The sequence below is a fragment of the Elusimicrobia bacterium HGW-Elusimicrobia-1 genome, from assembly GCA_002841695.1.
Classification (GTDB): domain Bacteria; phylum Elusimicrobiota; class Endomicrobiia; order PHAN01; family PHAN01; genus PHAN01.
In genome coordinates, this window is the sequence record PHAN01000003.1 from 226,498 (window position 1) to 241,576 (window position 15,079).

General features: G+C 52.7%; 14 protein-coding genes. All 14 read left to right on the forward strand.

Features of this window, described 5'->3' with window-relative positions:
* The first annotated feature begins 4 nt into the window (after positions 1 to 4).
* The 14 genes from CVU77_03150 (at position 5) to CVU77_03215 (ending at position 14,795) form a co-directional block, all read left to right on the forward strand.
* Positions 5 to 2,158: a hypothetical protein gene (locus CVU77_03150; protein ID PKN01947.1), complete on the forward strand. Its 2,154-nt coding sequence runs from the start codon at positions 5 to 7 to the stop codon at positions 2,156 to 2,158.
* Positions 2,155 to 2,793 carry a hypothetical protein gene (locus tag CVU77_03155; GenBank protein ID PKN01948.1) on the forward strand — a complete coding sequence of 213 codons (639 nt, stop codon included), beginning with the start codon at positions 2,155 to 2,157 and terminating at the stop codon, positions 2,791 to 2,793. The genes CVU77_03150 and CVU77_03155 overlap by 4 nt, the downstream gene beginning before the upstream one ends.
* Complete coding sequence (locus CVU77_03160; protein PKN01949.1) at positions 2,790 to 3,527, forward strand: hypothetical protein; 738 nt, start codon at positions 2,790 to 2,792, stop codon at positions 3,525 to 3,527. The genes CVU77_03155 and CVU77_03160 overlap by 4 nt, the downstream gene beginning before the upstream one ends.
* The gene (locus tag CVU77_03165; GenBank protein ID PKN02027.1) at positions 3,299 to 3,796 is read left to right on the forward strand and encodes a hypothetical protein; all 498 of its coding nucleotides are present in this window, start codon (positions 3,299 to 3,301) and stop codon (positions 3,794 to 3,796) included. Before CVU77_03160 ends, CVU77_03165 begins: the two co-directional genes overlap by 229 nt.
* A 33-nt stretch (positions 3,797 to 3,829) precedes the next feature.
* On the forward strand, positions 3,830 to 5,566 hold the full coding sequence (gene ptsP, locus CVU77_03170; GenBank protein ID PKN01950.1) for a phosphoenolpyruvate--protein phosphotransferase: 1,737 nt from the start codon (positions 3,830 to 3,832) through the stop codon (positions 5,564 to 5,566).
* A gap of 170 nt (positions 5,567 to 5,736) precedes the next feature.
* Complete coding sequence (locus tag CVU77_03175) at positions 5,737 to 6,648, forward strand: glycosyl transferase (GenBank protein PKN01951.1); 912 nt, start codon at positions 5,737 to 5,739, stop codon at positions 6,646 to 6,648.
* The gene (locus CVU77_03180) at positions 6,645 to 7,847 is read left to right on the forward strand and encodes a hypothetical protein (GenBank protein PKN01952.1); all 1,203 of its coding nucleotides are present in this window, start codon (positions 6,645 to 6,647) and stop codon (positions 7,845 to 7,847) included. Before CVU77_03175 ends, CVU77_03180 begins: the two co-directional genes overlap by 4 nt.
* Positions 7,844 to 8,605 carry a hypothetical protein gene (locus CVU77_03185; protein ID PKN01953.1) on the forward strand — a complete coding sequence of 254 codons (762 nt, stop codon included), beginning with the start codon at positions 7,844 to 7,846 and terminating at the stop codon, positions 8,603 to 8,605. The genes CVU77_03180 and CVU77_03185 overlap by 4 nt, the downstream gene beginning before the upstream one ends.
* Positions 8,606 to 8,611: 6 nt before the next feature.
* Positions 8,612 to 10,015, forward strand: a complete 1,404-nt coding sequence (locus CVU77_03190) for a hypothetical protein (protein ID PKN01954.1) — start codon at positions 8,612 to 8,614, stop codon at positions 10,013 to 10,015.
* A gap of 152 nt (positions 10,016 to 10,167) precedes the next feature.
* The gene (locus CVU77_03195; GenBank protein ID PKN01955.1) at positions 10,168 to 10,392 is read left to right on the forward strand and encodes a hypothetical protein; all 225 of its coding nucleotides are present in this window, start codon (positions 10,168 to 10,170) and stop codon (positions 10,390 to 10,392) included.
* A 23-nt stretch (positions 10,393 to 10,415) separates the two neighbouring features.
* A complete protein-coding gene (locus CVU77_03200) occupies positions 10,416 to 12,221 on the forward strand; it encodes an elongation factor 4 (protein PKN01956.1) in 1,806 nt (601 codons plus the stop codon).
* A gap of 322 nt (positions 12,222 to 12,543) precedes the next feature.
* Positions 12,544 to 13,245, forward strand: a complete 702-nt coding sequence (lepB, locus tag CVU77_03205) for a signal peptidase I (protein PKN02028.1) — start codon at positions 12,544 to 12,546, stop codon at positions 13,243 to 13,245.
* 49 nt (positions 13,246 to 13,294) lie between these two features.
* Complete coding sequence (locus tag CVU77_03210) at positions 13,295 to 13,729, forward strand: NfeD family protein (GenBank protein ID PKN01957.1); 435 nt, start codon at positions 13,295 to 13,297, stop codon at positions 13,727 to 13,729.
* A 184-nt stretch (positions 13,730 to 13,913) separates the two neighbouring features.
* Complete coding sequence (locus tag CVU77_03215) at positions 13,914 to 14,795, forward strand: SPFH/Band 7/PHB domain protein (GenBank protein PKN01958.1); 882 nt, start codon at positions 13,914 to 13,916, stop codon at positions 14,793 to 14,795.
* Positions 14,796 to 15,079: the final 284 nt, after the last annotated feature.

The following is a 15,079-nucleotide window of genomic DNA, read 5'->3' on the forward strand; positions in this document are numbered from 1 at the left end:
AAATATGTCACGCACAACGTTTCTCCTGGGCATACACAATCATCAGCCCGTGGGAAATTTTTCCGAAGTGTTCGAAGCCGGATACCGCCTTTCATACGGACCTTTCATGGAGATGATGAAGAAGTTTCCCAAAATGAAATGGTCGCTGCATTTAAGCGGGATACTTTGGGATTTTATGCGCGATAAGCATCCGGAGTATATCGCCGCGGCAAAAAAAATGTGCGACGACGGACGTCTGGAAATTCTTTCCGGCGGTTATTACGAGCCCATCCTTGCGGTCATTCCCGACCGGGATAAGGCGGCGCAGCTTAAAAAACTCGGCGGATTCATAAAAAATAATTTCGGCCAGTCGCCCAGAGGCATTTGGCTTACGGAAAGAATCTGGGAGCCCGCCCTGCCCAAATTTCTTGCTTCCGAAGGAATAGAATATACCCTTACGGATGATTATCATTTTACGTCCGCCGGAATGCAGGAGGACTCGCTGCGCGGTTATTATGTAACCGAAGACGAGGGATTCAAACTGAACATATTTCCGATATCGCAAAAACTCCGGTATTATGTGCCTTTTGAAAACGTAAGCAAGTCGATGTACCTTTTTTCCGCGGCGCGGCCTTTTGATTCGGCATTGAGTATGGGCGACGACGGCGAGAAGTTCGGCATGTGGCCCAAAACCCACGATCACGTCTACGGGAAAGGCGGCGACTTGGAATCCGGATGGCTTTTCAGGTTTTTGTCGGCGATAGAAAAAAACTCGTCATGGCTGGGCACCGACACTTATTCGGGTTTTATGGACTCTCATCGCCCGACGGGCCGTGTCTATCTTCCGTCGGCGTCGTATTTTGAAATGTCGGAATGGACGCTTCCTCCCGCCGCGCAGCTTGAGCTTGAAAATATTATCCGCGCCGCCGGCTCGGATTCGCGGCTTGCCGCCGCCCGCAAGTTTTTGCGCGGCGGATTTTGGCGCAATTTCCTGACCAAATATCCTGAGTCGAACAATATGCACAAGAAAATGCTTCGCGTTAGCGAGCGTATCGCCGCCGCTTCCGCGTTGACGGATACCCGCGTCCGCGCGCGCGGAGCCGCCGTCGCGGCTAAAAAATCGGCCGCAGTTCGGAAGGCGGCGCTCTCTAATGCCGCGGATCATCTTTACGCGGCGCAGTGCAACTGCGCTTACTGGCACGGCGTATTCGGCGGGCTTTATCTGCCGCATCTGCGCAAAGCCGTTTACGAGGAACTTGTGCTCGCCGAGAAAGCCATCGCGTCCGGCGGAATGCGTATCGGCGCCGCCGACATCGACAAGGACGGCCGCGACGAAATAGCAGCGGAGTCGCCGTCGCAAAATCTGTATTTCAGCCCCGCCCGAGGCGGAACGCTTTATGAGTGGGACGTTTTCAATCCGGCGGCGAATATGCTCAATGTCCTGACCCGTCGCTATGAGTCCTACCACGAAAGAATCAAAGATGCCGTGGCGGCGGAGGGCGCGTCTCACGACGGCGACGGAGCATCGAGCATACACGGCGTCGTCAAAATGAAGGAAAAAAATCTCGAACGCTATCTCAATTACGATTGGTACGACAGAGCGTCGCTTATGGACCATTTCCTGTCGCCGCGCGTCTCGTTCGAGGATTTCAGACGCTGCCGCTTCACCGATAGCGGCGATTTTACGCTGGAACCCTACACGGCCGAAATTGCCGACGGCCGCATAACCTTCAAAAGGACCGGCTCGGTGCGCACGTCCGCCGGCATTCGTAAAGTGCTCGTGGAAAAAACGCTGAAACCATCGGGAACGTCCGCCGAATTTACGGCGCATTATAAAATTACCAATCTATCCGCCGAGCCCGCGGATATTACGTTCGCCTCGGAATTCAATCTGGCGTTTTTTGCCGATTTTCCGGCCAAAGAAATTACGGCAGTCGATTCTCTGAGTATCCCCGATAAAGTTACGGGACTTACATTTACCGCCGGCATCAGCGCGGGAACGGACATCTGGCTTTTCCCGGTTGAAACCGTTTCTCTTTCCGAGGATGGTTTCGAGCGCACGCTGCAGGGCGGCTGCGCGCTTTTCATAAGACGCTCGCACGGACTGAAACACGGCGAATCTATGTCATTTGACGGTAAATTCGCGTTCGTGCCGACGGCCTCGGAGCCGCCGCGATGAACGAGATAGTGTTTGCCCTCGTCGGAGCTTTTCTTGCCATGGACGCGGTTGTCTTCGGACAGTTCGGTTTTTCAAGGCCCATAGTTTGCGGGCCCGTGGCGGGATTTCTGGTGGGCGACCCTGTTATGGGTCTTAGAGTCGGCGTGATTCTTGAGCTTATCTGGATCAATACGATTCCCATAGGAACGACTCTCGTTCCCGACGTGGCCGTCGCTTCGCTTCTTTCCGTTTTCTGGAGTTCGGCGCTTGTTCGCTGCGGCGCGCCGGAGGGCGTCGCGGTGGTGCTGTCGATGGGATTGGCGCTTCCGGTCAGCATGATTTTCAGAAAACTCGATTTAAGACAGCGCGCGCGCATGTCGCGTTTCAACGCGCGGCTTCAGACACAGCTTGAAAACGGCGACTTCTCGGCTCCGGCCAGGGTGGTTCTTCGCTCAGCCGCCGAACATTTTTTTAGAAACGCCGCGCTGTTTTTCGCGTCGCTGATGCTGTCGCCGCTTTTCTGTTCGTTGTCTATGGTTTTGCCACGGGCGGTTTCGGAAGGTTTGGGCTTTTCTTATCTGATGCTTCCGGCCGTAGGGCTCGGCGTGTTTTTTTACAATTTTTATGATTCGGTGTTCAGGGTAGTCAAAAAATGAGACGAGTGCTTTTTCAGGTATTCTCCAGATTACTGCTCGCGCAGGCCGCGTGGAACTCGCAGCGAATGCAGAACATAGGATTTTTGTGGTCGGTAATGCCATTCCTGAAAAAACTCTACCGTGATCCCGCCGAGTTCAAAAAAGCGTGCGTGAGGCATCTCGAATTTTTCAACACTCATCCGTATTTTTCCGGGATATTCGCGGGCATACTGATTCACTGGGAGAATAAAAACCACGAACTCGTTTCCAAAGTAAAGGTGTCTTACGGCGGGCCTATGGCCGCTCTGGGAACACAGATGTTCTGGTCGACGCTCCGTCCGGTCGCGGGGATAGCGGCGATACTGGCCGCTTTCGCGGGAGCGTCTCCGGCGTTGTCGGCCGCGCTTTTTCTGGTTGCCTACAACATAGTCAGCATTCCGGTCAGATATATTTTCCTTGAACGCGGCGCGGCCGTCGGGCTGGATTTTTTCTATGTTCTTAAATCCGCCAATCCCGGGAAGCTCATATGGTACGCGCAGTTGCTCGGCGTTGCCGCGGCTTCCGCGGCGGTGTTTTTTTACTACGTAAATTATTTGCCGGATTCGTGGCCGGTGGAACACGCGTTCGCGGCCATCGTGATTGCCACCCTTCTTACGCACGTATTCGTCAAAAAAATATCGGGGTTGATGATTTTTTACGCCGTGGCGGTATTATCGACACTCTTCTTCGTATTGTTCGGAGGGGGGATAGTATGACCGAGGCATCCATGCGGCTGAATCTTCCTTACGGACTCCATATGAGGCCCGCGAGCATTTTTGTCAGAGAGGCGGCCAGGTTTAAGTCGAAAATCACCGTCTTTAACGGCGATCAGATGGCCGACGCCAAAAGCATTATGGGTTTACTTACCCTGGCTCTGGGCAACGGCTCGAATATGAGAATAGTTGCCGACGGAGAGGACGAGCGGCAGGCCGTGGAACATCTTAAAAAAGTGGTCAGGGAGCGGCTTGAAGAGCCGGTGAAATGAAGATGCGGCGCCTTCGGCGCCGGAGCGAAAATTATGGAAACGGATAAAAGACAAAAAATATTTATCGGCATACCCGCGTCTGCGGGAATAGTGGTGGGCAGGGCGTTCGTCATATCCGACGACGGAGATTTCTGCCCCGTTCGCAGGGAAATAGACAAAGGCGATACTAAGAAGGAAATCCAGCGTTACAGGGATGCTCTGACCGAAACTAAAAAAGAGATGTCGGAGCTTAAAATCGGCATAACCAAGACATTGGGCAAGGATTATGCCCGTCTGGCCGAGGCATATCAGCAGATACTCGCCGATCCGTTGATTGTCCGCGATGTGCCGGCCAGAATAAGCGAAGGTATAAACGCGGAATATGCCCTTTACATCGTGCTCGACAAAGTAATAAAGTCGTTCGACATGATACCCGATCCGTATTTCAAGGACAGAAAAAACGACATCGAGGATCTCGCCAACAAAATAATGTCTCACCTGATGGGCCGGGCCAAGCGGCCACTTTCGGAAATCGGCGACGACTCCATCGTAATAGCGAAAAATATCAGCCCGAACGACACGGTAACCATGCAGGAGAAGCGGGCGCTGGGTTTTGTCACCGAAGGCGGCGGCAAAACATCCCACATATCCATACTTGCCCAGACGCTTGAGATACCGGCCGTTGTGGGTGTAATCGGGATACTGGCGTTCGTAAACGACGGCGACATAGTCGTCATCGACGGCGTTTCCGGAAGAGTAATAATAAATCCGGACGAGGAATTGATAGCGAATTACCGCGCCGCGCGCGCAAGATTTGTCACCGCGGAGCGCGAGTTTGAAAAAATAAGGGATTTACCCGCCCAGACCCTCGACGGCAAACGCATAGAACTCTCGGCCAATTTCGATAATTTGCAGGAACTGCCCTTCATATTAAACGCCGGAGCCGAGGGCATAGGACTTTTCCGCACCGAGTACCTTTATATAGGCAGAAGTGATCTTCCTGTGGAAGAAGAACTATTCGATAACTACTCGAAAATCGCCGAGAAAATGCTGCCTTACGGAGTGATAGTAAGAACTCTTGATATAGGCGGCGACAAAGTCCCCGATCCAATGCTGCGCACGGGCAAGGAATGTCCTACTTTTCTGGGACTTCGCGCCATACGGCTTTGTTTGAAGTTCCCGCACATATTCCGTCCGCAGCTGCGCGCCATTCTGAGGGCGTCGGCGTTCGGCAAAATCAAAATATTATTTCCGATGATTTCCGACATCAGAGAGTTTCTGGAAGCCAAAAAAATCGTGGAAGAAATCAAGGACGAACTCGACAAAGAGGGTCTGCCTTATGACAGAAACATAGAAACCGGCGCCATGGTGGAAGTCCCGTCGGCGGCGATGACTTGCGACTTTATCGCCCGCGAGGCGGACTTTGTTTCCGTAGGGACAAACGACCTCATCCAATATATGATGGCGGTGGACCGCACCGACGAAAATGTGGCTTTTTTGTACGACCCTTCGCATCCGGCGATACTCAGGATGCTCAAAAATATCGTCGAGGCGTCCCATAAGGCCGGAATATGGGTCGGCATGTGCGGAGAAATGGCATCCGACCACAATTACACGGGTCTTCTGGTAGGTATGGGCTTCGACGAGTTCAGCGTTCCGGCGTCGGCCATAGGAAAAATCAAGAAAACTATCAGGAGCGTCAATTACGCGGATATGTCCAGAAAAGTGACCGAAATCCTGGCCCTCGACGATCCGGAAAAAATTAAAAAAGAACTTAAGCGGCTTGTTTAAAGAGAACATTGAAAAACCCCGTAATTTTGTCATTGCGAGCCCCCGCCGTTTTGGTAGGGACAGGTCGCGACCTGTCCCTACTTCGTCACTTCGTTCCTCGCAATGACGGCCAAGAGGATTTTTTCAAGCGGCTCGTATAAAGATAAAATAATTCACAGAGGTGCGTTTTTATGGGCGGCATAGCGGTAATAATCCCCTGCTACAACGAAGAAAAAACGATTGCCAAAGTCATCAGGGATTTCAAAAATGAACTGCCGGAAGCGCGCATAATCGTTGTCGACAACGATTCGTCCGACGGCACGGCGCTCCTGGCCGCGGCCGAAGGCGCGACCGTTATGGTAGAGCGCAGAAGGGGAAAGGGCGACGCCGTGAAGAAAGCGTTCAGAAGCGTCGAGGCGGATATATACGTCATGGTCGACGGCGACGACACTTATCCCGCCGAAGAGGTCAAAAAACTTATAGACCCCGTCCGAGCGTTAGAAGCCGATATGTCCGTGGGTGTGCGTCTCAAGGACGCCGACAAGAAGTCATTGAAACCGCTCAACAACTTCGGGAACAGAGTTATCATCACGTTGATTAACTTTTTTTTCGGCAGCAAATTGTCCGACGTGCTTTCGGGTTTCAGGGTTCTTTCCGGCGAACTGGTGGAAAGCATTGTCCTGTTTTCGCGCGGATTTGAAATTGAGACCGAGCTTACGCTCCAATCTCTGGAAAAAGGTTTCCGCATACGGGAAATCCCCACAAAATACAAACCGCGGCACAAAGAATCTCCGTCCAAACTCAGGCCGTTCAGGGACGGCTACAAAATAATGCTCACAATAGGCAGCATAATGCGCGATTACAGGCCGATGCTGTTTTTCCCGGCGATTTCCGGAGCGCTTCTTGTGCTCTCCCTTATATGGGGCGTGCCGGTCGTCAAAGAATACATAGACCTTAAATATGTTTATCGTGTTCCGTCGGCGATACTATCCAGCGCCTTCTTTATACTTTCCCTGCTTTTTTTTATAGCGGGGTTCATTGTGCACACGGTAAATAAGAGGTTCGACGAGATACAGTTTCTTCTGCGCCGAAAAAGAAAATGAGTTTTTTTTCGGGCGCTTCCTACTTTGCGGCTCTTTTTATTTTATGGTGGGCGTACGCGGGATATTTTCTGCTTATCGGATTGATGTCCCGCCGACGGCTCTGCGCTCCCGGCCGCGAATACAGCGACGCCGAACTCCCCATACTCACGGTTGTGATACCCGTCCACAACGAAAAGGATTTCATTGCCCGAAAGCTCGCGAACGTGGCCGAGACGGACTACCCCGCCGATAAGCTTGAAGTCATCGTCGCGGACGGACTCTCCGACGACGGCACGGACAAAATCGTGACGGAAGCGGCCTTGTCGATGTCTTTCGTGCGGTTCGTTCAGACCGGAGTCCGCGGAAAAATTCCGCAGATAAACAAAGTCCTGGACAAAATCGGCGGCGATGTCGTGGTAAATACCGACGTCGACGGCGTTCTGGAAAAAAACACGCTGCGCGGCATAGTATCCGCCCTCTGCGACGGCGAAACGGCCGTGGCCGGCGCTCTCGTGGTTCCTCTCGACTGTTCCGTCGAGGACGCCGATTTCTGGCGGCTTCAGAACGCCATAAGATTTTTAGAGAGCGGAATCGGTCTGTCTTCCACGGTGGTCGCCGCCTGCTACGGATTCCGCAAGAGCGTCATCGGCAAATTCCCGGACGATGTCATAGCCGACGACGTATACCTGCCTTTCCTGGCTAATTTAAGCGGGCATAAGACGGTTTATTTGCAATCGGCCAGGGCCTACGAACTCCGCGCCGCAAAAAACATCGGGGAACTGCTTCGTCATAAAGCCAGAAAAGGAAACGCCGATTTGCGCGAGATATTCAGATTCGCTCGCAGCATTCCCCTGATGCCGGCGCGATGGCTTATGGTCTACGCCGCCAAGGCGCTTCACATGATAATCGCGCCGTTTGTGCTGGCGGCCTTCGCGGCGATGACTGTCGCGCGCGTGCTGTCCGGCGAATATCTTTTTGTTCTGGCGGCGCTTGCGCCGGCGGTCGTGTCCGCCGCGATTATAAACGCCAAAGCGCTGTCCGGAACCGATGATGTCCGCGGTTCGGCGCTCGCGGCGGCCGCCGGCCGCATAAAGATGTTTTTTATAACGAATATCATACTCGTGGCCGCCGTGCTGTGTTATCCTTTTTTCCGCCAGACCAGCGCTTACAAAAAAATTTCGCGCGCCGATTCCTTGGGTGCGCCGACCGGTAAAATATGAGTATAAAATCCTCGGCGGATAAAAATACCGTCAAGCGCGCGAATCAAAAACTCTACGACGATATAGCCGGCGATTACGAGCGTATCGATGGCAGACGGACTCCGGCGCTGGCCGCGTGGCTTGCCGGTAATCTTCGCGATTTAAGAAAAGCCGCGCCCGGCGGGACGCTTCTTGATATCGGCGCGGGCAGCGGTTTCGTGTCGCGCTGCGCGGAGGGCATTTTCGACGAGAGGGTAGGCGTCGATCTTTCGTGCAAAATTCTGGCCGCCAATCCGGACGCTTTTGAAATGGGCGTTTGCGCCGACGTTGATAATTTGCCGTTTGCCGACGGAACTTTCGACGCGGCGGTGTGTTTCGCCGTGCTTCATCATATGTACGATTTCGCGGGTCTTGCAAGCGAAGTCGCAAGGACGCTTAAACCCGGCGGTATTTTCTATTCGGACCACGATTTGGATTCCGCTTTCCGCAAAAATTTCGCGCTGCCCATTTATGTTTACAGAATGTTCAAAAATTCCGGCACAAAAAAGAAACTGGCCGGCATCGATGTGTCGTACGACGATTATGACCTGTCGGAATTCCGCAGCGACGGCGTGCCGTCCCGCGAAATAGCCGGTCTGCTTGCTGCCGCCGGATTCGACGTAAAGATGCAATTCCATTGGTACGGCTCGCTGCCCGCGCTTGATTCCTCGCTTGGGCGTTTGCGTATGCCCCGCGGCCTGGCCCCGCTTTTAAGCATAAGAGCCGTCAAAAAAGGATAACGGTCGATGAGTAAACGAATATTGCTTTTATCCCCGCCCTACGTCGACGAATATATGCGCAACGCCCGCTGCGATTTTGTGTCGCTGTCGGCCACGCAGTGGTATCCGCTTCTTCTGGGATACTGCGGCGCGTATCTGGAAGGCAAGGGCTTCGACGTTAAATTTGTGGACGCTCCCGCGCATTATCTGGATCGGGCGGCAACCGAGAAAATAGCGGCTGATTATCGTCCGGATTTGCTCGTGCTTTATACCGGCCGCATGAGCCAGGCGAGCGACCTTGAGTTCGCCGAGCCGCTGCTGAAAAAACTCAGTTGCGATTGTGTTATCGTAGGGCCTTACGCATCCATAAATCCGGATGCCACGCTTTCAGCCGCCCGTAAAATCGACAAATTAATAACCGGCGAGTTCGAGCGCGCCGTCGGAGAAGTCGCCGAGGGCAAAGATTGCGCATCCATAAAAAACCTTGTGTGGCGCCGCGGCGGAGCGGTAACGCATAATCCCGCCGGACCTTATATGACCGGCGAGGAACTCGACGCCGTGCCGTTCGTCTCGAGGTTTTTCAAAAAACACGTCGACATCTACCGCTACAAGACGTCGTCGGAGCCGTATCCTTTCATGGATATTTTCACGGGCCGCGGCTGTCGTTGGGGACAGTGCACTTTTTGCCTGTGGGTTCATACCTACATAAAGGGTTGCACTTACAATCTCAGGAGCATTGCCAACGTCATCGATGAGTTCCGCGCCATAGAAAATGAAATGCCGGAAATCAAGTCGGTTATGATACAGGACGATACTTTTACGGAAGCCCGCGCCGCCGAGTTCTGCGAGGCCAAAATCACCGCCGGCATAAAACTTCCGTGGTCGTGCTACGCCCGCGCCGATATGAGCGCCGAAGTTTTGAAACTGATGAAAAAAAGCGGCTGCCTGAACCTTCACGTCGGCTACGAATCCGCCGACCCCGAAGTCCTTAAACGCATCAAAAAGGGCATTACCGTCGAGAGAATGACGCGCTTTACGGCCGACGCCAAGAACGCGGGGCTGGGCATCCACGGCGATTTTGCCATCGGTTTTCCCGGCGAGACCGTCGAGAGCGTTAAGAATACGATTCGCTGGGCGTACGAAATGAATCCGGCGACCGCGCAGTTTCAAATCATAATCCCGTTTCCCGGCACGCCGCTCCACGCCGAGATGACGGCTAACGGCTGGCTTAATAAAGACGGCCAGCCCGATATGTCTCAACTGAGCAACGAACAAATCAGAAAACTTGCCCGCGCGGCATACCGCAAATTTTATATCAGCCCGAAATATCTCCGGAAGTGCGTTTCTCATCCGCGTGAATTTTTCTTCGGACGTTTGAAAACTATCATCCGCGCGATTCCGGCGTTATTCTGGAAAAAATGGAGCGTGTGAGGAGAGCGTTGAAAAACCCTTGGTCACGTCATTCCCGCGAAAGCGGGAATCCAGAGTTTCCGTCGCAGTATGGATTCCCGATTAAAGCATTCGGGAATGACAAAATGGTCAAAAAATAGATTTTTCAACAGTATTATGAGGCAAATCCGGCTATGAAAAAAGATCTGTTGCGGATATTGCGATGTCCTGAATGTAAAAAAGACGGCCTTGCGATTGTCGAGGCCGCCGCCGCGGAGCGGTCGGTTGTAAACGCGCCGGCTTCGGGCGGGCTTAAATGCCACTTTTGCGGAGCCGGATACAGAATCGAAAACGGCATAGTTGTTTTTGTCGAAGAAAACGCGCCGGGCGCATCCCGCCGAAGCGGGACGGACTATTGAGCGAAACTCAATAAAAGGATAATATGGGACAAATACCCTGCGGCGATATCAGAAACTTCTGCATCATCGCCCATATTGATCACGGTAAATCCACTCTGGCCGACAGATTTCTTGCGGCGGCGGGATTGATTTCCGCCGACGACAAAAGAGCGCAGATTATGGACGCCATGGCGCTTGAGCGCGAGCGCGGCATCACCATAAAGGCCAAGGCCATAAGGATGGAGGTCGAGCGAGGCGGGCGCAGATACGCACTCAATCTTATAGACACACCCGGCCACGTGGATTTTACTTACGAGGTCAGCCGCGCGCTTGCCGCCTGCGAGGGCGCTTTGCTTCTTATCGACGCGTCGCAGGGCGTGGAGGCCCAAACTATCGCCAATCACAATCTGGCTGTCGCGGCGGGCCTCAGAATAATTCCCGTTATCAATAAAATAGACCTTCCCACGGCCGACGTCGACGGCACCCGGAGGCAGATTAAAGAAATTCTGGGCATCGACGAAGAACCCGTATCCGTGAGCGCAAAAACCGGAGAAGGCGTGGAAACTCTCATCGCCTCCGTTATAGAAAATGTTCCGCCGCCTCGCGCGCGGGGTACGGGCGCCGTCGCGCTCGTATTTGATTCCTACTACGATTCCTACCGCGGCGTCGTCATATACGTCAGAATTTTTTCGGGGACGATGCGCAAGGGTGAAGAAATAAAGTTTATGTCCAACGGCAGAAAGTACGAGGTGCTTGAAATCGGCTGGTGGCGTCTTGAGTTCGCCGCCCGCGACCGGCTCCATGAAGGGGAAACCGGATATGTCATCTGCGGAATAAAAAATATTCAGGATGTAAGAATAGGCGATACTATGACGACCATCGCCGAGCCCGCGTCCGTCGCGCTGGAAGGTTTCCGCGAGGTCAAGCCGTTCGTTTTTGCCGGTTTCTATCCGTCGAATCCGGCCGATTACGAGGATTTGGTCAAAGCGCTCGATAAACTCCGTCTTACCGACGCTTCTTTCCGTTATATTCACGAAACATCCGCGGCCCTGGGTATGGGTTTCAGGTGCGGTTTTTTGGGGACGCTGCATCTTGAAATTATGAAAGAAAGAATTTCCAGAGAATTCGGGCTCGACATAATAGTGACCGCGCCGAACGTAATTTACAAAGTTGCCGTCGACGAGGCCGGAGAGCTTAAAGAATATGACATCGACAACCCCAGCCGTTTCCCGCAGTTGTCGGACATAGTCGACATAAGGGAACCGATGGTAACAGCCACCATAGTCGTGCCCGATAAATATCTCGGCAATGTCTTTAAGCTTCTTGAAAACTATCGTGCCCGACAGGAGAAAATAAAATTTTTGGAGAGTCGCCGCGTAATTCTGGAATACACTATTCCGCTGGCCGAAGTCATAGTGGGATTTTACGACGCGCTCAAATCGGCGTCATCCGGCCACGCATCGTTCGATTACGAGCACGCCGGTTACCAAAGCGGCAAGCTTTCAAAACTGGAGATTTTGATAAACTATGAGGCGGTGGACGCTTTTTCGACGATAACACCCATAGAAAGCGCCCACAGGCGCGGCATCGCGCTCACCGAGCGGCTGAAAGAATTGATTCCGCGCCAGATGTTTGAAGTGCCTATTCAGGCCAGAATCGGCTCGCGCATAATAGCGCGGTCGACCATCCCCGCGATGCGCAAGGACGTCATAGCCAAATGCTACGGCGGCGACATATCCAGAAAGAGAAAACTTCTGGAAAAACAGAAAGAAGGCAAGAAGAAGATGAAGAAATTCGGCAGGATAGACATCCCGTCGGAAACTTTTTTCAAAGTGCTTAAAATAAATTGACGTCGGCGAATCGTTCCGATGTCCGCGATAAGGGAAAAATATGGAAAAAACACTGTTCGCTTTCGGCGCGGCGCTTCTGTCCGCGGACATTCTATACTCCGTCGGCATCAAAAAGAAATGGTTCGAGCGTTCCGCCGCGGTGGCCGCGGCTTCGTCGATTTTCGGAGCTGTGGCGGGCGTATTTCTTGTTTTTGTGGCAAGGGTGTTTATCGGCAAAGAGGAACAGAGCCCTGCCGTTTTGGCGGCGGGTTTTGTCGCCGGAGCGCTTATGGGCGCGTTCGCGGGATTAAGACATCGCGCCAAACCGGTATCGGCTTCGCCCATGCTCGCGTGGCAGAAAGAATGGCTCGATACCGGATGGTCGGCGGTGTGGCTGGCGGCGGTGATAATGTATTTTTTTCTACAGGCGTTCAGGATTCCGTCGGCTTCCATGCGCGACACATTTTTGGAGGGAGACCATCTCTTCGTAAATAAATTCATATACGGTTTCAGGGTGCCTTTGACCGGCGGCAGAAGGGTACTGCCTTTAAGAAAAGTCGAACGTTCCGATATTGTGGTTTTCCAGGCGCCTCCGTCGGCGCTGGAACCCTCGGAAAGACGAAAAAACGTGAGCAAGGACTTCATAAAACGCTGCGTGGCCGTGGGCGGCGACTGGGTGGAAATAAAAAATAAAAAACTTTACGTCAACGGGCAGAAAATCGACGAGCCGTATGTCCGTTTTGCCGACGGCGAAGCGTCGGCTTTTTCGTCGGCATACGCGCGTCGTCTGAATCCCGCGGGTGAAGAATATCAGAGAAAATGGGAGCGGGGAGAATTTCGCGGCGAGCGCTCCGTAAAAGACGATTTCGGTCCCGTAATGATACCGCCCGGCCACTATTTTTGTCTCGGCGACAATCGAGACCGTTCCAGCGATTCCCGTTTTTGGGGGCCGCTGTCCGACAAATATTTGAAAGGCCGCGCGTGGGTCATTTACTGGCCGTTGAACCGCGCAGGTGTCGCCGGAAAACTAAAGAAGCAGAGCTAATCCGGCGGGGAAATATTAAATCCGTCAGTTCTCTTTTTGTCCGTATCTTATGGAGGAAATTATGGAAATGTCTCTTGTCTGGGTCGTGGCGGCGGTCGGTTTGCTGCTTTTGGAAATTCTGACGCCGGGCGTTTTTTTCTTTGCGTGTCTGGGCGTAGGCGCTCTGGCCGCGTCCGCGGTATCAGCCGTCGGCGGTTCGCCCACGGTTGAGTGGGCGGTATTTTTTGCGGTCTCCATCGCCTCGATTTATCTGGTAAGGCCGTTTGCCCGCCGTTATTTCGGGGGGTTGAAGAAAAAATCCAACGTCGACGCTGTCGTCGGCCGCGCCGCGCCGCTTATCGAAAAAGTAACGCCGGATTCTTTGGGGCTTGTTAAGATAGACGGAGAATTCTGGAAAGTGTCGTCGCAGGAAACGCTCGAAGCCGGGCAAAGAATAGAGGTTGTCGCCGTAGAAGGAACGCATCTTGTGGTGAAAAAACAGTAAGAAACGGTAGCGTCAAAAGTTTTATGAAAACGGCTAATTTCCCCCTTAACAAAGGGGGAATAAAAGGGGGTTGTTGCCCGTCCGGGAATAACAACCCCCTTGCCCCCTTTGTTAAGGGGGAATTTATACAAGAATTGTCAAAAGATTTTTGACAGAACTTTCAATACACAAGGGAGGTAGCATTATGCCGGCAGGTCTTATTTTTGTTTTGGCAGTATTCGTAGTGATTTACATTTTTCGCGCAGCAAGGATCATACAGCAGTACGAGAAGGGACTCGTCGAAACGCTGGGGCAGTATACGCGCACGGCGGATTCCGGCCTCACGATAATTTTTCCGCCGTTTCAGCGGCTGAGGATTGTCGATATGCGCGAGCAGGTAATCGACGTTCCGCCGCAGGACGTAATTACCAAAGACAATGCGGTGGTTAATGTCGATGCGGTTATTTATTTTCAGATAACCGATCCGTTCAAAGTCGTCTATAATATTTCCAACTTTGCCATGGCAACGATGAAACTCGCCCAGACGAACTTGAGAAATTTAATCGGCGATTTTGAACTTGACCAGACACTGACCTCGCGTGAAAAAATCAACACTCAACTCAGGCAGGTTCTCGACGAGGCCACCGACAAGTGGGGCGTGAAAGTCACACGTGTGGAGATACAAAAAATCGAGCCGCCCCGCGACATCACCGATTCGATGAGCCGCCAGATGAAGGCCGAAAGAGAGAAGCGCGCGAATATTCTGGAAGCCGAAGGTTTCAGACAGGCCGCCATACTTAAGGCCGAAGGCGCCAAACTTTCCGCCGTGCTTGAGGCGGAGGGACGTTCCGAGGCGATAAAAAAAGTGGCCGATGCCGAGAAGTATCAGATTGAAGTCGTCTACAACGCCATACATTCCGGCCGTCCGACCAACGACCTCATAGCGATAAAGTATCTCGAAACTCTCGAGAAGGTCGCCAATGGCCAGGCGACCAAGATATTCCTGCCGATGGAATCAAGCGGCATACTTGCGTCCATCGCCGGAATAAAAGAATTGTTCGACGATAAACAGAAGGATAAGAAGTAAGAAAGGCAGTGGTCAGTGGTTAGTGGATAGTGGTTAGTAAAAACAAAAGGCATTCTGTCATTCCCGTGCCGCTTGTCATTCCGTGCTTGACACGGAATCCAGCGGGATAAACTCCGGCGGGAATCCAGAATTCGAAATTCTAGCAGATTCCCGATAACGACCCCCGATAACAACATTCGGGGGCAGGCATTTCACCGCCTACGGCGGGACCCCGCAAAATGCGGTGGCGGGAATGACATTTAGGGTAAATTTTGATGTAAATACGCGATCACAGGTAAGAAAAA